Annotated in this window: 17 protein-coding genes and 1 tRNA gene; 7 read left to right on the top strand and 11 right to left on the bottom strand. The window is 66.1% G+C overall.

From position 1 onward, the window contains the following. Nucleotides 1–35: 35 nt before the first annotated feature. The 3 genes from ACVMB0_RS06920 to rplU all read right to left on the bottom strand — a co-directional run bounded on the left by ACVMB0_RS06920 (nt 36) and on the right by rplU (nt 1630). On the bottom strand, nt 36–632 hold the full coding sequence (locus tag ACVMB0_RS06920) for a GNAT family N-acetyltransferase (RefSeq protein WP_456751549.1): 597 nt from the start codon (nt 630–632) through the stop codon (nt 36–38). 170 nt (nt 633–802) lie between these two features. Next, nucleotides 803–1072, bottom strand: a complete 270-nt coding sequence (gene rpmA / locus ACVMB0_RS06915; RefSeq protein WP_028336337.1) for a 50S ribosomal protein L27 — start codon at nt 1070–1072, stop codon at nt 803–805. Between the two features lie 102 nt (nt 1073–1174). Then, nucleotides 1175–1630, bottom strand: a complete 456-nt coding sequence (rplU, locus tag ACVMB0_RS06910; protein WP_461345727.1) for a 50S ribosomal protein L21 — start codon at nt 1628–1630, stop codon at nt 1175–1177. A gap of 360 nt (nt 1631–1990) precedes the next feature. On the opposite strand from rplU, the gene ACVMB0_RS06905 reads away from it, so the two are divergent. Further along, on the top strand, nt 1991–3133 hold the full coding sequence (locus tag ACVMB0_RS06905; protein ID WP_461345726.1) for an ROK family protein: 1143 nt from the start codon (nt 1991–1993) through the stop codon (nt 3131–3133). A 341-nt stretch (nt 3134–3474) separates the two neighbouring features. Here the strand turns inward: ACVMB0_RS06905 and ACVMB0_RS06900 are convergent, their stop codons facing one another. Next, nucleotides 3475–4338, bottom strand: coding sequence for an alpha/beta fold hydrolase (locus ACVMB0_RS06900; protein WP_461345725.1), 864 nt, complete (start codon nt 4336–4338; stop codon nt 3475–3477). 213 nt (nt 4339–4551) lie between these two features. On the opposite strand from ACVMB0_RS06900, the gene ACVMB0_RS06895 reads away from it, so the two are divergent. Then, a tRNA-Ser gene (locus tag ACVMB0_RS06895) sits at nt 4552–4641 on the top strand. 238 nt (nt 4642–4879) lie between these two features. On the opposite strand, the gene ACVMB0_RS06890 is transcribed toward ACVMB0_RS06895, so the two are convergent. The 3 genes from ACVMB0_RS06890 to ACVMB0_RS06880 form a co-directional block, all read right to left on the bottom strand. After that, on the bottom strand, nt 4880–6472 hold the full coding sequence (locus tag ACVMB0_RS06890) for an ABC-F family ATP-binding cassette domain-containing protein (RefSeq protein ID WP_461345724.1): 1593 nt from the start codon (nt 6470–6472) through the stop codon (nt 4880–4882). Between the two features lie 132 nt (nt 6473–6604). Continuing rightward, nucleotides 6605–7924: an Hsp70 family protein gene (locus tag ACVMB0_RS06885; protein WP_461345723.1), complete on the bottom strand. Its 1320-nt coding sequence runs from the start codon at nt 7922–7924 to the stop codon at nt 6605–6607. A 247-nt stretch (nt 7925–8171) separates the two neighbouring features. Beyond that, the gene (locus tag ACVMB0_RS06880; RefSeq protein WP_461345722.1) at nt 8172–10547 is read right to left on the bottom strand and encodes a glucose/quinate/shikimate family membrane-bound PQQ-dependent dehydrogenase; all 2376 of its coding nucleotides are present in this window, start codon (nt 10545–10547) and stop codon (nt 8172–8174) included. A gap of 329 nt (nt 10548–10876) precedes the next feature. Here ACVMB0_RS06880 and ACVMB0_RS06875 point away from each other — a divergent pair, with 329 nt between their 5' ends. Next, a complete protein-coding gene (locus ACVMB0_RS06875) occupies nt 10877–11626 on the top strand; it encodes a class I SAM-dependent methyltransferase (protein WP_461345721.1) in 750 nt (249 codons plus the stop codon). A 181-nt stretch (nt 11627–11807) separates the two neighbouring features. Here ACVMB0_RS06875 and ACVMB0_RS06870 read toward each other — a convergent pair whose 3' ends face one another. Next, nucleotides 11808–12296, bottom strand: coding sequence for an SRPBCC domain-containing protein (locus ACVMB0_RS06870; protein ID WP_461345720.1), 489 nt, complete (start codon nt 12294–12296; stop codon nt 11808–11810). A gap of 7 nt (nt 12297–12303) precedes the next feature. Beyond that, on the bottom strand, nt 12304–13260 hold the full coding sequence (locus tag ACVMB0_RS06865) for a LysR family transcriptional regulator (RefSeq protein WP_461345719.1): 957 nt from the start codon (nt 13258–13260) through the stop codon (nt 12304–12306). A gap of 101 nt (nt 13261–13361) precedes the next feature. Between ACVMB0_RS06865 and ACVMB0_RS06860 the strand changes: the two genes are divergently transcribed. Both ACVMB0_RS06860 and ACVMB0_RS06855 read left to right on the top strand, forming a co-directional pair. After that, nucleotides 13362–14543 (top strand): MFS transporter, encoded by a 1182-nt coding sequence (locus ACVMB0_RS06860; RefSeq protein WP_461345718.1) that lies wholly within the window; start codon nt 13362–13364, stop codon nt 14541–14543. A 23-nt stretch (nt 14544–14566) separates the two neighbouring features. Then, nucleotides 14567–15601 carry an aldo/keto reductase gene (locus tag ACVMB0_RS06855; RefSeq protein ID WP_461345717.1) on the top strand — a complete coding sequence of 345 codons (1035 nt, stop codon included), beginning with the start codon at nt 14567–14569 and terminating at the stop codon, nt 15599–15601. 2 nt (nt 15602–15603) lie between these two features. On the opposite strand, the gene ACVMB0_RS06850 is transcribed toward ACVMB0_RS06855, so the two are convergent. Together ACVMB0_RS06850 and ACVMB0_RS06845 are read right to left on the bottom strand one after the other, a co-directional pair. Continuing rightward, complete coding sequence (locus tag ACVMB0_RS06850; RefSeq protein WP_461349611.1) at nt 15604–16965, bottom strand: sensor histidine kinase; 1362 nt, start codon at nt 16963–16965, stop codon at nt 15604–15606. A 5-nt stretch (nt 16966–16970) separates the two neighbouring features. Beyond that, nucleotides 16971–17645, bottom strand: a complete 675-nt coding sequence (locus tag ACVMB0_RS06845; protein WP_456751561.1) for a response regulator transcription factor — start codon at nt 17643–17645, stop codon at nt 16971–16973. Nucleotides 17646–17909: 264 nt separating this feature from the next. Between ACVMB0_RS06845 and ACVMB0_RS06840 the strand changes: the two genes are divergently transcribed. Together ACVMB0_RS06840 and ACVMB0_RS06835 are read left to right on the top strand one after the other, a co-directional pair. After that, entirely contained in the window at nt 17910–18488 is a 579-nt protein-coding gene (locus tag ACVMB0_RS06840) for a class I SAM-dependent methyltransferase (RefSeq protein WP_456751562.1), read from the top strand. An 11-nt stretch (nt 18489–18499) separates the two neighbouring features. Further along, the gene (locus tag ACVMB0_RS06835; RefSeq protein WP_456751563.1) at nt 18500–19159 is read left to right on the top strand and encodes a DedA family protein; all 660 of its coding nucleotides are present in this window, start codon (nt 18500–18502) and stop codon (nt 19157–19159) included. The last annotated feature ends 54 nt before the right edge of the window (nt 19160–19213 follow it).

Here is a 19213-nt window from a genome sequence, read left to right as displayed (position 1 = left end):
TCGCGCTTTGCCCACCCTACGCAATGTGCTGGTGTTCAGCTCTCGCGCCGGGTCGAGTTGTTCCAGCTCTTCAGCGAGGTCCAGACGCCGCGTGACAGGCGGAAGGCGTCGACCGGGCTCGATGAGCCCAGCGCCTCGAAGCGGTGCAGCTCGACGCCGCTCCACTGGAAGCCGCACTTCTCGAGGATGTTGCGCGACGACGGGTTGACGACGCGGGCGCCCGCGATCAGCTGGTCGAGATCGAACTCCTCGAAGAAGTAGTCGATCACGGCGCGCGCGGCCTCGGTGCCGAAGCCCTGGCCCCAATAATCGACGCCGAGCCAGTAGCCGAGTTCGGCCGATGTCTCCTCGCGCCAGTCGATGCCGACCATGCCGATCGGCGTGTGATTGTTCTCGATCAGGAAAACGGTCTCGCGTCCGCCGGCGCCGAGCGCGCGCACGAAATCGATGGCGTCGTCCTGGGTATAAGGATGCGGCAGGCGGCGGGTGTTCTCCGCGATGCGGCGGTCATTGGCGAGGCGTGCGATGGCTTTTACGTCCGCGAGCGTCGGCTTGCGCAATGTCAGCCGTTCGGTCTCGAGGACGCAAGCTCTTGCCTCACGCAAGGTCGGCGTCGGGATGTCCTGCAACATGTCGAGCTCCTGTGATGCGAAAAATCGTTACGCAACGCTTGGAACGTCACGCGCGGTCGAACCGGATCGCGCGCAACAAAAAGGGGAGGCCGGTCATCCCGCCTCCCCTTGGAGCCCTTTGCGACTCCGCCGGTTCAACAGGACCCGGCGGACTCGTATGTGTCCACCGTCTACTCGGCCGCTTCCGCCATCGGGATAACCGATACGAATGTGCGGCCGTTGGCTTTGGCACGGAACTCGACATGACCCTCGATCTTGGCGAAGAGGGTATGATCGGTGCCCATGCCGACATTAAGGCCGGGATGCCAGGTGGTGCCGCGCTGACGCGCGATGATGTTTCCGGGGATCACGCGCTCGCCGCCGAACGCCTTGATGCCAAGGCGTTTGCCCTTGGAATCACGTCCGTTGCGCGATGAACCGCCTGCTTTTTTGTGAGCCATAGCTCGTCTCCGACTTCGCTTTGATCTCTAGATCAATTCCTTGACGGAATCATTTCACATTTTGTCACGCTTCACATCTGAGAGCGCGACGATCACTTCTTCTTAAGCCTTGGCCGCGGCCTTCTTGGCCGGAGCCTTCTTCGCGGCGGGCGCCTTCTTCTTGGCCGCCTTCGGTGCTGCGTCCTCGCCATCGGCGGGCGCTGCGACCTTTTCCTTCCTCGGCCGCGGGCCGATGGTCGGCTTGGCGTTATCGGCGAGGATCTCGGTGATGCGAAGCACCGTGAGTTCGTCGCGATAGCCGCGCTTGCGGCGTGAATTCTTGCGGCGACGCTTCTTGAACGCGATCACCTTGGCGCCGCGCTTGTGCTGCAGCACTTCGGCCGCAACGGTGGCGCCTGCCACGGTGGGCGTTCCCAGCACCGGCGTGTCACCGCCGAGCACCAGAACTTCGCCTAGCTGCACGATCGTGCCGACGTCGCCGGCGATCTTGCCAATCTCGAGTACATCATTCGGAACGACGCGGTACTGCCGGCCGCCGGTTTTGATGACTGCGAACATCGTTTGATTCCTTCGTGTTCGGTTCCGGCCTCGGACCGATGGTCCGGGTCGGCTTTTTGTTCAGTCGCTATGGGTTATGTGTTTCGCGCGAAAGGGAATGAATTCCCAAATGGCCCGCACAAAAACAATCGGCGCGAGAAATCCCCGCGCCGGATGGGCGGACTTATAGCCGCAAACCACCGAGAGTCAAGGTAAAGCAGGGCAAAAACCGGCCAAAGATGAAGGGTTTGGCGTGCTTTTTGCCCGAATTCGGCACCTTGACCGGAGCTCTCGGCGCTGCCGGCGGCTCCGCCGCGCGGAGAGCAACCATTTGAGTTCCCGGCGGTTAGTGGAGGAAATCTCTCGGGCAGGCAAGGACGAATGGCAGAAGAGGCTGGACTGACCACGGGCATCGCGCACCACGGTGCCGCGCGGCTGCCATCCGTCGATATCGACAGTTTCAACATCGAGCTGAAGGACGACGAGGGCTTTCTCGGCGATCGCGCCTCCAAGGGTGCGTTCCGCAAGATCCTCGACCGCTGGCGCAAGCCGCTGCGCAAATCCGGCGAGGATCCGTTCGGCGACGAGCCGTCGGACAAGATCAGCAAGAAGAAGCTCGACGAGATGCTGGTCGGCGACGACACCGAGGCCTCCGCGGTCGTGCACAGCGCGATCGAGGAGTTCGCCCAGGAGCTCGCCTATGTGACGCGGCGCTTCCTCAACACCAAGGCCTGGGCCAAGACCGAGCGCATCGTGGTTGGCGGCGGCTTCCGCGACTCCAGGCTCGGCGAGCTCGCCATCGCGCGCACCGACATCATCCTGAAGTCGGAAGACTTCAAGGTCGACCTGGCGCCGATCCGCTTTCATCCCGATGACGCCGGCCTGATCGGCACGCTGCATCTGGCGCCCTCGTGGATCTTCGAGGCCCATGACGGCGTGCTCGCCGTCGATATCGGCGGCACCAATATCCGTTGCGGTGTCGTCGAGACGCGCTGGAAGAAGGCGCCCGATCTCTCCAAGGCGGCGGTCTGGAAGTCGGACCTGTGGCGCCACGCCGATGACGAGCCGACGCGCGAGGGCGCGGTGAAGCGGCTGGTGAAGATGCTGAAGGATTTGATCGCCGCCGCCGAGAAGGAAAATCTCAAGCTCGCGCCATTCATCGGTATTGCCTGTCCCGGCGTCATCAAGGAGGACGGCGGAATCGAGAAGGGCGCGCAGAACCTGCCCGGCAATTGGGAGAGCAGCAAATTCAACCTGCCGGCGAATCTGGTCGAGGCGATCCCGCAGATCGGCGATCATGATACCGCGATCGTCATGCACAATGACGGCGTGGTGCAGGGGCTGTCCGAGGTTCCGTTCATGCAGGATGTCACGCGCTGGGGCGTGCTGACCATCGGGACCGGGCTCGGCAATGCCCGCTTCACCAATCGCAGGAAGGACAACGGCAAAAGCGAGAAGGCCGAGGACAAGGACGACGACAAGAACGAGAAAAAGGCCAAAAAAGCCAAGAAGGCCGAGGCCTGAGCCGGCGCGTGCTCGGGCGATCGCGCGTAAGGTCGATCGGCTAGCCTGTAGCCCGGATGGAGCCAACGGGTCGCGCGAATGCGCGCCCGGTGACAGGCTCCGCGCAATCCGGGCAGGCGACGCTCCCGGCCAAACGGGTCGCGCCACTGCGTGCCGATGACGCGCGGTAAGGTTGATCGGTTAGGTTAAGATCGGCTTCGCGTTGCCGTTTCGACACCGGCCGCTACCGTGGACCGTGTCGCTCCCGCCGACCGGCGAAGCCGCACTTCCCGGCCTGCAATACTGAAAAGCGGCACGGGACCGCCAGTTTTTGTCGCGTCCTGGCGGTCCCACCACTTCTCTCACTTCCAATTGATCCGCGCGAAGAAGCCGGCGATCTCGGCGGCCGCGCGGTCTGGGTCCTCGCGATGCGGGAAATGCCCGACATCGGGAAACATCTCCAGATCCAGATTGGAGAAGGTCTCGCCCAGCCGGTCGGTCCATGAGTAAGGAAACAGCGGGTCGTGCTCGGCCCAGCGGATGCAGGTCGGGACATTGATCGGCGGCAGCGCCGGCGCCTCGCCCTGCATCATCTTCACGCGGCCCGCGTGTGAGGCGCGATAATGCGCGAAGCCGCCGGCGAGGTTGCCCGGCTTGAAGAAATTGTCGGCGAAATCCTCGAGCACGTCGTCGAACGCGGCCTTGCGGTGGGTCCAGTTGTGCAGGAAATGGCCGATGTAAGTGCGGCAGCTCTCGCGGCTCGTGCCGACCAGCGCGGGCGCCATCTCCATCTGGTGGAACGACTGGTACCAGATGTGGTTCAGCCGGTCCGGCGCGGCCATTCGCAGGCCGATGCCGGGATAGACGAAATCGAACAGGAACAGCCCGGCGATTCGCTCGGGCGCCTTGCGGGCGAGTGGCTGCATCACGGCGCCGCCGACGTCGTGGCCGACCACGCCGGCTCTGTCGATCCCGAGCCCATCCAGCAGCGCCAGCATGTCGTCGGTATGCTGATCTGGACCGTAAGGCCCCTGCGGCTTGTCGCTGTCGCCGAAGCCGCGCAGGTCGGGCGCAATCAGGGTGTAGCGGTCGGCCAGCCGCGCCATGACAGGCTCCCAGGTCAGCCAGAACTCCGGCCAGCCGTGCAGCAGCAACAGCGGCCTGCCGCTCCCGGTCCGCGCGACGTGGAACGCCGCGCCATTGGCTCGAATCGTCACATGCTCCATGGTCCGCTCCTGCTGCCTCTGGCTCGCTTGCACGCCGATCGAATCAGCGCCGTCCCGCTAGCGCGTTGTTTCCGCGCACGTTCTTGCGCCGCTCCGGCATTTCGGTGGAGTGGCGCGCCGGTGACGGAAATATTATTGCAGCGCCTTGTCTGTCCCGCCAACCTCGCCTAGAACACGCCCCGACCGCGGGTGGCGCAAATCACCCGGGCCACTGGAGAGGTGGCAGAGTGGTTGAATGCACCGCACTCGAAATGCGGCATAGGTGCAAGCCTATCGGGGGTTCGAATCCCTCCCTCTCCGCCACCCTTCGCCCTGTCCAGCCCGGACACATAGGTAACAGATCGTACCTAAGACATGGGTGACAGCCTCGTGCCGAACGGCTTGTCGAGGGGTTGCAGGGTTTCTGGTCCAGGTACTGGCCGCGTGTCTCGAGGAAATCACGCACTGAGGCAGCGAAGCGCGCCGGTCCATCAGTCGCGGCGGCCGCGGACTCCTTTGCATGGGGTTGTTTTCGCCATTTTGGGGGGAGGCTCGTCTATCGTCAGCGGGGATGGGCGCCGAGCTCGAACCTGCGGGTGATCGCGATCGCATCCAGGAAGGCTTCGTCGTGGCTGACGACCAGCAGCGCGCCGTCAAAGGCGCACAGCCCGGCCTCGACCGCTTCCATCGATTCGATATCCAGATGATTGGTCGGCTCGTCGAGGATCAACAGTGGCGGCGGCGTTGGGCCGCCCAGCACGCAGGCGAGGCCGGCGCGCAGCAGCTGGCCGCCGCTGAGGCTCGCAACGATCTGCAAGGCGGCATCGGCGCGGAACATGAAGCGCGCCAGCGCTGCGCGGCAGGCGTTCTCGTTCGTCTCCGGATTGATGCGGCGGAAATTATCCAGGATCGGGGCCTGTGCATCGAGCAGGCTGACCGCCTGATCGAACATCGCAAAGCGGGTCATCACCTCGACGCTGCCGCGCGTCGCCGCCAGCTCGCCGCTGACGAGCCTGAGCAGCGTCGTCTTGCCGGCGCCGTTGGGGCCGGTGATCGCGACGCGCTCCGGACCTGAGATCGAGAAGGTGAGATCACGCAGGATCGGCGCGTCCGCGGCGTAGCCGGCGTCAGCCGCCTCGATCCGCAGTACCATCCTGCCCGCCGGCAGCTGCGTCGACGGCAGTTGCACCGAGAAAGGTTGCAGCACCTCGATGCGCTGGCGCGTCGTGGCGGCCAGTTCGAGCGCCTGGGTCCGCCGGCGCTCGGCGAGGCGGACCTTCTCGCCGCCGGTGTCTTCGCTGCGATCCCGGCGCAGTCCGGCAGCGATCCGCGGGATGTCGCCCTTGGCGCGCTTCTTCGCGCCGGCGCCGTCCTTGCGCGCTTGCCGTTCGGAGGTTTCCCTTGCCTTGCGGTCGATCTCGGCGACGAGCTTCTCGGCATCCGCCAGATCGTGGCGTGCGGCCGACAGCTCGACGGCCTTGCGCGCACGGTACTGGCTCCAGTTGCCGCCATAGCGTCTGGCTTCAAGCGAGGTCAGCTCGACGATCGCATCCATGGTCTCGAGCAGCGCGCGATCGTGGCTGACGATGATGGCGCCATGGCGCCACCCGGCGAGCAGGTCGATCACCGCCTGGCGTCCCGCGCGGTCGAGATTGTTGGTGGGTTCGTCGAGCAGCAGAAAGTCGGGTTCTGCAAAAGTCAGCGCGGCGAGGCGCGCCCGGGTGGCCTGTCCGCCCGACAGCATCGACAGCGGCGCGTCGAGCACGTCGCTCAGTCCGACCTGCGCGAGCGCAGCCGCGATGCGCGTATCGAGCGTCCAGTCGAGCTCCGCAAGCTCTTCGGTGCTCGCAAGGCCCTGCTCGGCACGGCGCAGTGCAGTGAGCGCATCGCGCGCGTCGAACAGATCGATGACGCATTGGTCCGGCTGCACCTGAACCGTCTGATGCAGCATCGCGACACGTCCCTGCACCGAGACCGCGCCGGAGTGTGGCGCGCGCCGGCCTGCGATCAGGCCGAGCAGCGTCGTCTTGCCGACGCCGTTGCGGCCGACGAGACCGGTCCGCTCGGGTCCGAAGCTGAGATCGATGTTGGAAACGAGAACCCGGCCGTCAGGCGCGGACAGGGTCAGATGAGAAAGCGCGATCGATGCTGGCATGGATATCCCCGTGGGCAAGGCTGATGGGCATTGCGGTCAGGGTGAAATCCATGGTCGTAAGCATCCTCGGGGATTGATGATCGAATTGATGTAATCCCGCATTGAGCCGGGATCAAGGCGCGAAGCGAAGCGTCACGCCGCTTCGGCGAAGGTCCAGCGGTCGGGATCGGGCGTGTGGCCGATCAAAGCGAGGCCATAGGCGATCGATTCGAATTGATCCGCCGAGGTCAGCCGCGCTGCGCCAAAACGCTCGGCGAACAGGCGCTGCACCGCCGGCACGAACGAGGTGCCTCCGGTCAAGAACACCTTCTCGACATCGCGCGCGGTGATGCCGGATTTCGCCAGCGCCTCGTCGACGGTCGCACCCAGCCGCTCGATATCATCGGCGATCCAGGATTCGAAATCGGCGCGCGTCACGGTGGCACCAATATCGATGCCGGCGCGGGCAAAGCGGAACTCGACGCGGTCGTGGCTCGACAGCGCGACTTTGGTATCGGAGACGGCGCGGTACAGCGCGAAGCCGAGATCGTGGTCGACGATGGTGATGAAATCGTTCAGCGGCGCCGGATCGAGCGCGGTGCGCGCCAGCTGCTGCAATTCGCGCAAATCGCCATTGCCCCGCATCATCGCGAGCTGGTGCCAGCGCGCGAGGCTCGAATAATAGTGATTGGGGATCGGCAGCACCTTGTCGAACGAGCGGTAGTTGGTGCCCTTGCCGAGCCGCGGCGAGACGATGTGGTCGACGATGCGGTAGTCGAAAGTGTCACCGGCGATGCCGATGCCGGAATGTCCCAGCGGTTCGGCGCGCAGCACGCCGCCCTTGCGCGAGAACCGCATCACGGAGAAATCGCTGGTGCCGCCGCCGAAATCGGCGACCAGCACGGTGGCGTCGTGGTCGAGGCTGCGCGCAAAGGAGAACGCCGCGCCGACCGGCTCGTAGACATAGCGCGCATGGCCGGCACCGAGCCGCTCGAACGCGGCGCGATAGCGCTGCATCGCGAGCTCGTCGTTGGGATTGCCGCCGGCGAACTTCACCGGGCGGCCGACCATGATGGTCGGTGCGCCCAGATCGAATCCGTCGCCGGCATGGCGTGTCAGCGTGCGCAGGAACGCCGCCAGCAGGTCCTCGAACTTGTAGCGCTGCCGGAAGATCTGGGTGGTGTTGAAGGCCGAGCTTGCCGCAAACGTCTTGAACGACTGGATGAAGCGATGGATCGTGCGCCCTTCGAGGAATTGCTCGATCGCCCACGGGCCGCCCTCGGCGCGCGGATGCAGGCCGGCGCCGGGCCGCTCCTCCCAGAAGCACAGCGCCGACACATAGACGCTATGCGTGCGGCCGCCATGGTCGAAGCGGATGGCCTCAACGCGGCCGTCGGCATCGGACAGCGCGACCACGGTGTTGCTGGTGCCAAAATCGACGCCAATCGAGACGGCGGGCGGGGCGCTCGACATGTCATGCTCGGATATGATGTGAAAGGGGGCGGACCTTTAGCGGCTTTGGCCGGGCTTGCCAACCCTTGCCAAGGCTATCCGAGTTGGGCCAGTTCCACCGCCCTTTGGAAAGGGGAGGTCGCTTTGCTCGCCAGAGCAAAGCGGGTGGGGATCTGCTCGCTCCACTTGCCCGTTGCCCGTGGCTGCCCCATCCCGACCTTCCCGTTTCAGGGGGAAGGAGAAGAGAGCCCGGTCCCGATGAAGCGGTTCAATCCATCAATGCGTAGGCGATGACGTAGTCGCCGCGCTTGGTGCCGAACGAGCCGTGGCCGCCGGCCGCGGTGACGATGTATTGCTTGCCGTCGGCCTCGTAGCTCATCGGCGTCGATTGCGCGCCGGCGGGCAGGCGATCTTCCCACAGCACCTTGCCGTCACGCACGTCGTAGGCCCGGATCGTGTACTCGTAGGTCCCGGTGTAGAACGCGACGCCGCCCGCGGTGGTGATCGGCCCGCCCAGCATCGGCACGCCCAGCTTGAACGGAAGCGGAAGCGGCGTGGTGTCCCGGATCGTGCCGTTGGGATGCTGCCAGACGATCTTCATCGTCTTCAGATCGATCGCAGCCATCGAGCCCCATGGCGGCCGGTAGCACGGCACGGAGAGCGGCGACAGGAAGCTCGAAATATCCACGCCGAACGGCGTGCCGTACATCGGCTGCACCCCGACCTCGCTGCCGACCGGCTTCTCGGCGGTCGGCGCCGGCGGATTTTGCGGGCCGCGCGGAATGAGCTTTGACGCGAACGGCAGCGACATCGGATTGGCGATCGCGATCTGCCTGACGGGATCGACGGCGATGCCGCCCCATTCGAACATGCCGAGATTGCCCGGGAAGACCAGCGTGCCCTGCAGCGACGGCGGCGTGAACGTGCCCTCGTAGCGCAAGCGGTGGAACATGATCCGGCACAGCAACTGGTCGAAGATCGTGCCGCCCCACATGTCGGCGCCGGTCAGCTTTGCCTCGGGACGGAAGGTCAGCTCGGAGAACGGCTGCGTCGGCGCGCTGCGGTCGCCGGGCGCGGCGCCTTGCGGTACCGGACGTTCCGGCGCCGGCACGATCAATTCGCCGGTCCTGCGGTCGAGCACGAAGATGTTGCCGACCTTGGTCGGCTGGATGATCGCGGGAACGACGCCCTTGGCCGTCGTCACATCGACCAGGCTCGGCTGTGAGGGCACGTCCATGTCCCAGAGGTCATGATGCACGGTCTGGTACGACCAGGCGCGCTTGCCGGTGTTGACGTCGAGCGCGACGATCGAGCTCGAATAGCGCTCGACCAGCGCATCGCGATTGCCGCCCCAGATATCAGGTCCGTTGTTGCCGGTCGGGATGTAGACCAGGTTGAGTTTCGGATCGAACGAGGCGGTGATCCAGGAGTTCGGCGAGCCGTTGGTGTAATGCCGCGTCGGCGACGGCAGCGCGTTCTCGTCGGCCGCGGCGGAGTCCCAGGCCCACACCAGCTTGCCGGTGTAGACATCGAAGCCGCGGATCACGCCCGACGGCACCTCGACCGCGTAATTGTCGATCACCGCGGCGGCCACGACCAGGATCTTGTCGCTGACCACAGGCGGTGAGGTCGGCTCGAAGAAGCCGGCGGTCTTGATTCCCATGCCCTGCTGGAGGTCGAGGATGCCGTGATCGGCAAAGCCGTCGCACAGCTTGCCGCTGTCGGCATCGAGCGCGATCATGCGGCCGTCATTGACCGGCAGGAAGATCCGGCGCGGGCATTCGGCCGGCGCCGGGCTGCCGCCGGAGTCGACGGCACCCTGTGCGGTCTCGTGATAGGAGACGCCGCGACAGGTCATGTGCTGGAATGTCTTGTTGTGCACGAGCTTGGGGTCGTAGCGCCAGCGCTCGGCGCCGGTCTTGGCATCGAGCGCGAACAGCACCTGGTGTTGCGAGCAGAGATAGAGCGTGTCGCGCACCTTGATCGGGGTGACCTCGAAGGTCGTCTCGCCGGAATCCTCCGGCGTTGCCACGTCGCCGGTGCGGAAAGTCCAGGCGACCTTGAGCTTGCCGACATTGTCGGGCGTGATCTGCTTCAGCGGCGAATAACGTTGTCCGAATTGCGTGCGTCCATAGGCGCGCCAGTCGCCATCCGGCTGCGGGTCGGCTTCGCTTTGCTGCACGGCCGCGCCGGCCTCAGTAATCGTGCCGTTGATGTCGTGATAGCTCGACAGCAGCCCGACGACGAGCACGGCGGCTGCCGCCACCACGCCGATCCAGAGCGGCGCGGTCGCGCGCCCGTAGGACACCGGCTGGTGTCGCGAGAGCCCGCGAACGATCACCGGCGTCAGCAGCCAGAGTGCCATCGGGAAGATGACGTCGCCGCGCGCCGCGAGCGGCCACCAGTCGAATCGTACCTCGGCAACCGCCCATGCCAGCGTGCCGACCAGCACGATCGCAAACAGCCAGAGCGCCTGACGGCGCTGCGCGAGCAACAACGCGGCGGTGGCGAGAATGCCGATGCCGAGAATGACGTAGAAGATCGATCCACCCAGCGCGGCGAGCCAGATGCCGCCGGTGGCGATGACCGCGCCGATCACGGCGTAGACGATAGCTGTGATGAAAATTGCCCGCGATCGCTGCATGGCTGCACCAGTGCGGAAGAGGCACCGGGCTTGTCCCGCGCAAGCGCAACAGACCACGTCCGCTTTCAGCAACTGTGGTTCAATCATGAGTAACTTGCAACCTGGAACTGCGATGTTGATGCAACACAGGCGTGCAAAGTTGCGCTGCTTGCCGAAGCAAGATCATTCAAACTGCGCGCACTTGTTCGAGAAGCAGCAACGCCAGGCGCCTCGCACTGACGCAAAGGTGACGAGCTTCGGTGAATTTTGAATCGACGCGCTCTTCCAGTTCTGCGCAGGCACTGTTCTATACCATCAGCCAGATTTGCCGGCTCGCAGGAGAAGCTCACATGGCACTGAACCCTACGGCCAGGAATTACAGCGTCGCTGTCGCCGCCTATGAGGCGGGAAGGCCCAGCTACCCTGCGGAGATGATCGCCGCGCTGCCGCTGCAGTCCGCGCGTTGTGTTGTCGACCTTGGTGCCGGAACCGGCAAGTTCACCCGCCTGCTGCTTCAGCATCTCCCCACCACCGCGCGTCTGGTCGCAGTCGAGCCCGTCGCGGAAATGTCGGCCAGGCTGGCCAAGGAGGCGCGGGTGGAGGTCATCAACACGCATGCCGACGCGATCGATCTCGACACCGGCAGCGTCGATCTCGTCACCTGCGCCCAGGCGTTCCACTGGTTCGACAATGAGGCGTCGGTCGCCGAGATCGCGCGCCTTTTGCGTCCCGGCGGAACGCTTGCGCTGGTCTGGAACAACAGGGATGACCGCGCGCCGTGGGTCGACGCGTTGTCCGTCATGATTGAAAAATACGCAGGAGATACGCCGCGGCAACGGTCGGGACGCTGGCGCTGGATCTTGAAGGATCCCCGCTTCGTGCTTGAGAAGGAGATCGTGCAGGACCATCCGCACCGGATGGCGCGCCAGGACGTGTTCGAGCGTGTCGCATCGACCAGCTATGTCGCCAATCTTCCCGCTGCGGAGAAGGCGGCGCTTCGGCAGAAGACGGACGATATCCTGCGCGAAGCCGGCCTCGGTCAGGCCGACGAGGTGGTGTTTCCTTATGTCACGCAGCTCTTTCTGCTGAAGCGGGTCTAGTCTTATTGCGTCACGATTCTGGCTCCGTCGTCATTGCGAGGAGCGATAGCGACGAAGCAATCCATCCAACCGCGTTGCGGACAGATCGATTGCTTCGCTTCGCTCGCAATGACGGCTGGATTCGTTCATAGCCTCGCAGGACCAGCGGAAAGCGCCTGTGATGTAGTAAGACTGGACCGTGCTACTCCGCGGTGCGTCTTTCCTCGACCGCCTGCTTCAGGCGGGGAAGTGTCATGCGCCAATAGAAGGCGACATGCTTCGCGCCAGACTCAGGTCCGATTTCCCATCCGTCCCCGCGGCGAACCGGCGACGGCGGCACTTGCTGGGTGACGGTCAGCACCGTCTCGCCGCCCTCAGTTGCGAGCGTCATCGTGACAGTCGCATAGGATTGCGGAACATCGGGCAGGCCGGACACCCGCGACCAATAGGCGTATGCGAGCTGCATTGGCGGCTCGACATGGAGCACGCGTCCCTTGTCGCGATAGCGCTTCGCCCCGATCTCCGCCTCGATCTCGATCGGGGCGCCGATCTGCCAGTCGGTCTTGAAATGCGCATTGCGCCATGTCTCGCCCGCATTGGCGGCCATGATCGCGTCCCATACCTGTTCCGGCCGCGCGGCAATGCGGATCGTCTCGGTGACCGTCTGCAAGATCGGGGTTTCGTTTGTCATCGGATGCTCACTTGCCGCCCACGATCTTCCATTTGCCATCCGCGCCGCGCCGCAGCGCCGGATCGCCGATCCTGATGTGTCGCGCAAGAAAATCGATGAAGGCCCGCACCCGCGCCGGCAGCGGGCCGGCGTGGCCGACATAGACCGCGTGGATGTCCTCGCGGTCGCCGGGATTGAGATTTTGCAGCACCGGCACCAGCCGTCCGGCCTCGATATCGGGGCCGATGTGAAACAACGCCAATCGTGCTACCCCGATGCCGCCGAGCGTGAGCTGGCGCGCGGCCTCGCCGTCGCTGGCGCGGGCGACCGGCGGCGGCAACGCCTCCTCGATCTTTTCGGCGCGGCGAAACGGCCAGCCGCGGATGCTGCGCGGAAAGGTCCAGCCGATGCGGCGATGGGCGGCGAGGTCGGCCGGGGTCTTCGGCGTGCCGAAGCGGGCGAGATAGGAGGGCGCGGCGACCACCGCCATCCGGCTGGTGCCGAGCTTGCGCGCGATCAGCCGTGAGGCGCCGAGCGGGCCGGCGCGGATCGCGACGTCGGCGCGCGCCTGCATCAGATCGACCAGCGTGTCGGTCAGCACGAGGTCGAGGGTGATGTCGGGATGCTCCCGCATGAAGCGCGGCAGCAGCGGCATCACATGCAGCATGCCGAACGGGATGTTGCTGTTCACGGTGAGATGGCCGCGCGGCACGCAGGAGGCGGCCTCGCGCTCGGCCTCGTCGATGTCGGCGAGGATACGCTGGGCGCGCTGATAGAAGGCCTGGCCTTCCTCTGTCAGTTGCAGCTTGCGGGTGGTGCGGTTGACCAGGCGCGTGCCGAGCCGGGTCTCCAGCCGGGACACCAGCTTGCTGACGCCGGACGGCGTCAGGCGCAGGCTGTTCGCGGCCGCGGTGAAGCCGCCGAGATCGACCACGCGGACGAACACGTCCATCTCGCCGGAGCGGTTGGTATCTGTTCGGGCCATCTTGAATTCAAGTCACAAATGATTGGATTGCGGCCATTCTAGTCCTTCCCCGCCTGGACCGCTATCTCGCATTGCGGAATCTTCACCTTCCGGAGCGACACATGCCTCTCGCAGTCCTTGCCCTGACCGCCGGTGCCTTTGGCATCGGCACCACCGAATTCCTCATCATGGGGCTGTTGCTGCAGGTCGCCGCCGACATGCACGTCTCGGTCTCCGCGGCGGGCCTATTGATCTCCGGCTATGCGCTCGGCGTGTTCGTCGGTGCGCCGATCCTGACGCTCGGGACGCGGCGGATGCCGCGCAAGGCGGTGCTGCTGGCGCTGATGGCGATCTTCACGCTCGGCAATGCCGCCTGCGCGCTGGCGCCGAACTACGAACTCCTGATGGCGGCGCGCATCCTCACCTCGCTGGCGCACGGCACCTTCTTCGGCGTCGGCTCGGTGGTCGCGACCGGCCTCGTCCCGGAGGACAAGCGCGCGTCGGCAATCTCGACGATGTTCATCGGCCTCACGGTCGCGACCCTGCTCGGTGTTCCCTTTGGCGCCTGGTTCGGCCTGATGCTCGGTTGGCGCGCGGCATTCTGGGCGGTGGCGGCGATCGGCGTGATCGCGTTCATCGTGCTGGCGGTGCTGGTCCCCGGTCATGTCGGCGCCAACGACAAGCCGGCGCCGCTGCGCGAGGAGCTCGCCGTGCTCGGTCGCCCGCAGGTGCTGCTCGGGCTTGCCATGACGGTGTTCGGCTTCGGCGGGCTGTTCGCGGTGTTCACTTATGTGCAGCCGATCCTGACCCGGCTCACCGGATTTTCCGACGCCGCGGTGTCGCCGATCCTGCTGGTGTTCGGCGCCGGACTTGCGATCGGCAACGTCGCCGGCGGGAAGCTCGCGGACAAGGGACTTGCGCGTGCACTGCTGGTGTCGCTCGGCGGCCTCGCCGCCGTGCTCGTCGTGCTGGCGGCGGTGGTCTCGATCAAGGCATTGACAGTGGCGTTGCTGTTCGTGCTCGGCATCGCGTCATTTGCGACCGTCGCGCCGTTGCAGCTGCGCGTGCTCGAGTCCGCCGGCGCGCAAGGGCGGACGCTGGCCTCCAGCCTGAACATCGCAGCCTTCAATCTCGGCAACGCGCTCGGCGCCTGGGCCGGCGGCGTCACCATCGATCGCGGCCTCGGGCTTGGCGCGCTGCCGCTGGTCGCCGCAATCATCACCGCGGTCGGACTGCTGCTCGCGCTGTGGAGCCTGCGCCTCGACCGGCCCGTCGTGCTGGCCACGCAGTGCCCGGCCGAGTGAACCGCATCACAAGGAGTATGACCATGGAATACCGCAATCTCGGCGCATCCGGCCTCAAAGTACCGGTGCTCAGCTTCGGCACCGGCACCTTCGGCGGCCAGGGACCGTTGTTCTCGGCCTGGGGCCGCAGCGACGCCAGCGAGGCGCGGCGGCTGATCGACATCTGCCTCGAGGCCGGCGTCAATCTGTTCGACACCGCCGATGTCTATTCGAACGGCGCGTCGGAAGAAATCCTCGGTGCCGCGATCAAAGGCCGCCGCGACAAGGTCTTGATCTCGACCAAGACCGGCCTGCCGATGGGCGACGGCCCGCTCGATGCCGGCACGTCGCGATATCGCCTGGTCGCGGCGGTCGACGCTGCGCTGCGCCGGCTCGGCACCGACTATATCGACCTGCTGCAGCTGCATGCCTTCGACGCCTTCACGCCGGTCGACGAGGTGCTGTCGACGCTCGATACGCTGGTGCGCGCCGGCAAGCTGCGTTATGTCGGCGCCTCGAATTTCTCCGGTTGGCATTTGATGAAATCGCTCGCCATCGCCGAGCGGCACGGCTGGCCGCGCTATGTGGCGCACCAGGTCTATTATTCGCTGGTCGGCCGCGACTATGAATCCGAGCTGATGCCGCTCGCGCTCGATCAGGGCGTCGGCGCGCTGGTCTGGAGCCCGCTCGGCTGGGGCCGGCTCACCGGCAGGATCCGGCGCGGCCAGCCATTGCCGGCGAACAGCCGTTTGCATGAGACGGCGCAGTTCGGGCCGGCGGTCGACGACGAGAAGCTCTACGCGATCGTGGATGCGCTGGACATGGTCGCCGCCGAGACCGGCCGCAGCGTGCCGCAGGTCGCGCTTCGCTGGCTGCTCACGCGCCCCAGCGTTTCATCCGTCATCATCGGTGCGCGCGATGAGGCGCAGCTGCGCGACAATCTCGGCGCGGTCGGATGGTCGCTCTCGCCGGACCAGATCGCGCGTCTCGACAAAGCGAGCGCGATGATGCCGGCCTATCCATATTACCCCTATCGCATCCAGGAGGGCTTCGCGCGCCTGAACCCGCCGGCCGTATGAGCTCAACCCCGCAGCTCGGGGAATACCAGGCGCATGCAGGCGCCGCCGGACGGCGCCTGATCGACCTCGATGCGGCCGCCGTGCAGGCGCATGATGGTCTGCACCAGATCGAGGCCCAGGCCGGCGCCGCGTCCACCCGGATGCAGCCGGCGGAACGGCTCCAGGATCTGCTCGCGCGCGTCGGGCGGGACACCGTCGCCGTCGTCGCAGACCTCGATCCGCGCGGCTGTCGTCACCCGAACCAGGATCGTGCCGCGGCGCTGCCCGTGGTCGATGGCATTCTGCACGAGATTGGTGAGGGCGCGCTCAAGCGCGGTCTGGTCGCCGGTCACCACGACCGCGTCGTCGTCCTGCTCAAAGGACATGTCATATCCCGCCGCGAAAGCGAGCGGTGCGAGGTCGAGCACGACCTGCCGCGCGGCGCCGACGAGATTGACCGGGCCGAACGTGTCGGTGCGCTGGTCGAGCCGTTGCAGGTCCAATAGCTGGCCGGCCATCACGCTCAGCCTTGTGGCGTCCTCGAGCAGATGGGTCTTCTCCGGACCGGCCTGCAATGAAGCGACGCGTGTCGAGAGGATCGCGATCGGCGTGCGCAGCTCGTGCGCGGCGTCGGCCAGGAAGCGGCGATGGCGCTCGTAACCCCGGTCGAGCCGGTCGAGCGCGGCATTGATCGCCTTGACCAGCGGCGTGATCTCGACCGGGACGTCGTCGAGCGGCAGTTGCACGCCGCGCTGGTCGATGTCGATGCGCTCGGCCTGCGCCGCGACCTGGGCGAGGCCGGTCATGGCCCGCCGCACCACGAACGGGGTTGCGACCAGCGTCGCCAGCGTCATCAGCACGACGATCGGCAGGATCATGTTGAGGAACAGCAGCGGCGTGCTCTCCAGCGCGCGCCACATCGAGAGCTGGCCGTACGTGCCGGTCAGGATCTGGATCCGCCCGGCCGATGTGTCGACCCATTTGACGAGAGCCGCGGGCCGCATCGCCTCCGCCGCGTTCCATTTGAGCCGCGCCTCGCTGACATGATCGAGCGCTGAGGCGATCGGCGCGAACTGCGCCGGCACCGCGCCTTCGGAGATCTGGCGTCCTTCGGCATCGCGGACGATGAACCAGAGGTCGGCGTGCTCGGCGCGCAATGCGGCCAGTTCCGGCGTCTGGCGCAGCATCACGCCGCCGGATTCATCGCGCATCACGGCGTCGCGCAGCGTATCGAGCGTGCTGCCTTCGTACTCGCCGATCAAAAGCCCGGCGCGCAGCAGGCCGATCGCGGCGGCGCCGATCAGCAGAATCAGGAGGGTCAACGCGATCGCCTGCAGGCCCGCCAGGCGCCCGACCAGGCGCCAGGTGAGCGATCGCGGCCGCAGCACGCTCACGGTGTCTCCCGCAGCACATAGCCGAGGCCGCGAACGCCGTTGATCGTGACGCCGGCGTCGGCCTCGGCAAGCCTGCGGCGCAGACGCGACACATGGCTGTCCAGCGCGTTGGGCTGCACGTCATCGTCGAGGCCGTAGACCGCCTCCATCAGCGCGGAGCGCTGCACCATCCGCCCCATCCGATGCATCAGCGCCTCGAGCACCAGCCGCTCGCGGCGCGGCATCTCCAGGGCACGGCCATCGACGCTGGCCTCGCGATGGGTGAAGTCGAACGACAGGCGGCCGATCCGCACGGCGTGCTGCTGCACATTGGCGGGCCGGCGCAGCAACGCCCGCAACCGCGCCAACAGCTCCTCGAACGCAAATGGTTTGCCGAGATAATCGTCGGCGCCGCTGTCGAGGCCCGAGATGCGGTCGGCGAGCTCGCCGCGGGCGGTCAGCACCAGCACCGGCACGGCGTTGCCGCTCGCGCGCAATTTCGGGATCAGCGTCAGCCCGTCGCCGTCGGGCAATTGCCGGTCGAGCACGATCGCGTCGTAGCTTCCCGCCGCGGCAATCGCCTCGGCTTCCAGGAGATCCGGCGCATGATCGACCAGCATGTCGTGGCGCGCGAGGGCCGCACGCAGCGCCGCGACCATGTCCGGCTGGTCCTCCACCAACAGCACCCGCATTCGTCTCTATTCCTGCATCGCCTCGGCAATCGATCTGCCGGCTTTATGTCTCGTTCATTGCGGCAACCTTGCGTGCTTGTCAGCTCAAATGCGTCGCCGACCGAAATTTTTCGGGTGCGCAGATTCGCGACAGGTTGACGCAAGCTTCGCATGAGACGGAGGCGGCGCTACCGGCATCTGCAATGCGAAAGACACCTGAAATGATTTTGCCAACCGACCTCTGCCGCGCGACCGGCATCGCGCTCAACACGCGGGAGCCTCAGCATGTCGGCCGCTGACATCCTGCCGTTCTTCCGCGCCTGGATGCGCAATCCGCGGCGTGTTGCCGCGGTCGCGCCGTCCGGGCCGGCGGTCGCGTCGCTGATGGCGCAGGAGATCACGGCTGACACCGGTCCGGTGATCGAGCTCGGTCCCGGCACGGGCGTCTTTACCCAAGCCTTGCTTCGCCGTGGCGTGAGGCAGCGGGACCTGACGCTGGTCGAGTACGGCTCCGAATTCATCCCGCTGCTGCAGCGCCGCTTTCCCGGTGCGCGGGTGCTCTGGATGGATGCGGCGTGGCTGAAGCGGGAGAGGCTGTTCGAGGGAGCGCCGGTCGGTGCGGTCGTGAGCGGCCTCGGGCTTCTCATCATGCCGCCCGAAAAGGTCACGGCGATCCTCGATGGCGCCTTCGGCTATCTCCGCTCCGACGGGGCCTTCTACCAGATCACCTATGGTCCGCGCTGTCCGGTCGCCGATGCGATCCTGGATCGCCTCGATCTGCAAGCGAGCTGTATCGGGCAGACGTTCCGCAACCTGCCGCCGGCGTCCGTCTATCGGATCAGCCGCCGCCACCCCCACGCCTGATCGAGGTCGCGATGGACACGTCGAGCACGATCGCGATGTTCCTGCATTTTGGCCTGGTGGGCGTCGGCTGCCTCGCCATCGCCGAGAAGTTCATTCCGCTGTTGCCGTCCTATGTGCTGCTGATGCTGCTCGGGCTGACCGTCTCCGACGGCACGACGCTCGCGATGACGATCCTGGCGACCAGCGTCGGATCCGTCGTCGGCGCGATCGGCTGGTACGGGCTCGGCCGCACGCTCGGCTCGCGGCGCATCGATGGCTTGGTGACACGCTTTGGCAAATTCGTGCTGTTGCGGCCGTCGCTCTACCGGCAGCTCACCGATGCCTATCGCGGCAATCATTTCTGGGTGACGCTGATTGGTCAGACCCTGCCCACCGTCCGGATCTATCTGGCGCTGCCCGCCGGCGTGCTGCGGCTGGAACCGCGCGCCTTCGTGCTGGCGACGGCGATCGGCACGGTGGTCTGGAACATGCCGTTCCTCACTCTGGGCTATGCGCTGCGCGGCAGCGGCCATGATCCGGTCAGCCTCGGCTTCTGGGTCGTCGTCGTCCTGATCGCCGTGGAGGTCGGGCTGTTATTCGGATTCCGCCTCTACAGGCGCTCGCGCGCGCCGCGGCCTCTCGCGGAGCCGCTCGCGCTACCCTCGCGCTTGCCGGTGGAGGAGGGCGCATGAGGATGCTGCCGTTTCGCTTGCAGCCAGGCTCGCACGCGCGTCAACGTGTCGCCG

The sequence above is a fragment of the Bradyrhizobium sp. USDA 4451 genome, assembly GCF_054822585.1.
Note: the sequence above shows the minus strand (reverse complement) of the source record. Positions and strands in the feature narration are given on the sequence as shown.

What these genes read in the sequence shown, in the direction of transcription:
- ACVMB0_RS06920 (WP_456751549.1), bottom strand. Translation starts at nt 632, where the DNA reads ATGTTGCAGGACATCCCGACGCCGACCTTGCGTGAGGCAAGAGCTTGC.
- rpmA (WP_028336337.1), bottom strand. Translation starts at nt 1,072, where the DNA reads ATGGCTCACAAAAAAGCAGGCGGTTCATCGCGCAACGGACGTGATTCC.
- rplU (WP_461345727.1), bottom strand. Translation starts at nt 1,630, where the DNA reads ATGTTCGCAGTCATCAAAACCGGCGGCCGGCAGTACCGCGTCGTTCCG.
- ACVMB0_RS06905 (WP_461345726.1), top strand. Translation starts at nt 1,991, where the DNA reads ATGGCAGAAGAGGCTGGACTGACCACGGGCATCGCGCACCACGGTGCC.
- ACVMB0_RS06900 (WP_461345725.1), bottom strand. Translation starts at nt 4,338, where the DNA reads ATGGAGCATGTGACGATTCGAGCCAATGGCGCGGCGTTCCACGTCGCG.
- ACVMB0_RS06890 (WP_461345724.1), bottom strand. Translation starts at nt 6,472, where the DNA reads ATGCCAGCATCGATCGCGCTTTCTCATCTGACCCTGTCCGCGCCTGAC.
- ACVMB0_RS06885 (WP_461345723.1), bottom strand. Translation starts at nt 7,924, where the DNA reads ATGTCGAGCGCCCCGCCCGCCGTCTCGATTGGCGTCGATTTTGGCACC.
- ACVMB0_RS06880 (WP_461345722.1), bottom strand. Translation starts at nt 10,547, where the DNA reads ATGCAGCGATCGCGGGCAATTTTCATCACAGCTATCGTCTACGCCGTG.
- ACVMB0_RS06875 (WP_461345721.1), top strand. Translation starts at nt 10,877, where the DNA reads ATGGCACTGAACCCTACGGCCAGGAATTACAGCGTCGCTGTCGCCGCC.
- ACVMB0_RS06870 (WP_461345720.1), bottom strand. Translation starts at nt 12,296, where the DNA reads ATGACAAACGAAACCCCGATCTTGCAGACGGTCACCGAGACGATCCGC.
- ACVMB0_RS06865 (WP_461345719.1), bottom strand. Translation starts at nt 13,260, where the DNA reads ATGGCCCGAACAGATACCAACCGCTCCGGCGAGATGGACGTGTTCGTC.
- ACVMB0_RS06860 (WP_461345718.1), top strand. Translation starts at nt 13,362, where the DNA reads ATGCCTCTCGCAGTCCTTGCCCTGACCGCCGGTGCCTTTGGCATCGGC.
- ACVMB0_RS06855 (WP_461345717.1), top strand. Translation starts at nt 14,567, where the DNA reads ATGGAATACCGCAATCTCGGCGCATCCGGCCTCAAAGTACCGGTGCTC.
- ACVMB0_RS06845 (WP_456751561.1), bottom strand. Translation starts at nt 17,645, where the DNA reads ATGCGGGTGCTGTTGGTGGAGGACCAGCCGGACATGGTCGCGGCGCTG.
- ACVMB0_RS06840 (WP_456751562.1), top strand. Translation starts at nt 17,910, where the DNA reads ATGTCGGCCGCTGACATCCTGCCGTTCTTCCGCGCCTGGATGCGCAAT.
- ACVMB0_RS06835 (WP_456751563.1), top strand. Translation starts at nt 18,500, where the DNA reads ATGGACACGTCGAGCACGATCGCGATGTTCCTGCATTTTGGCCTGGTG.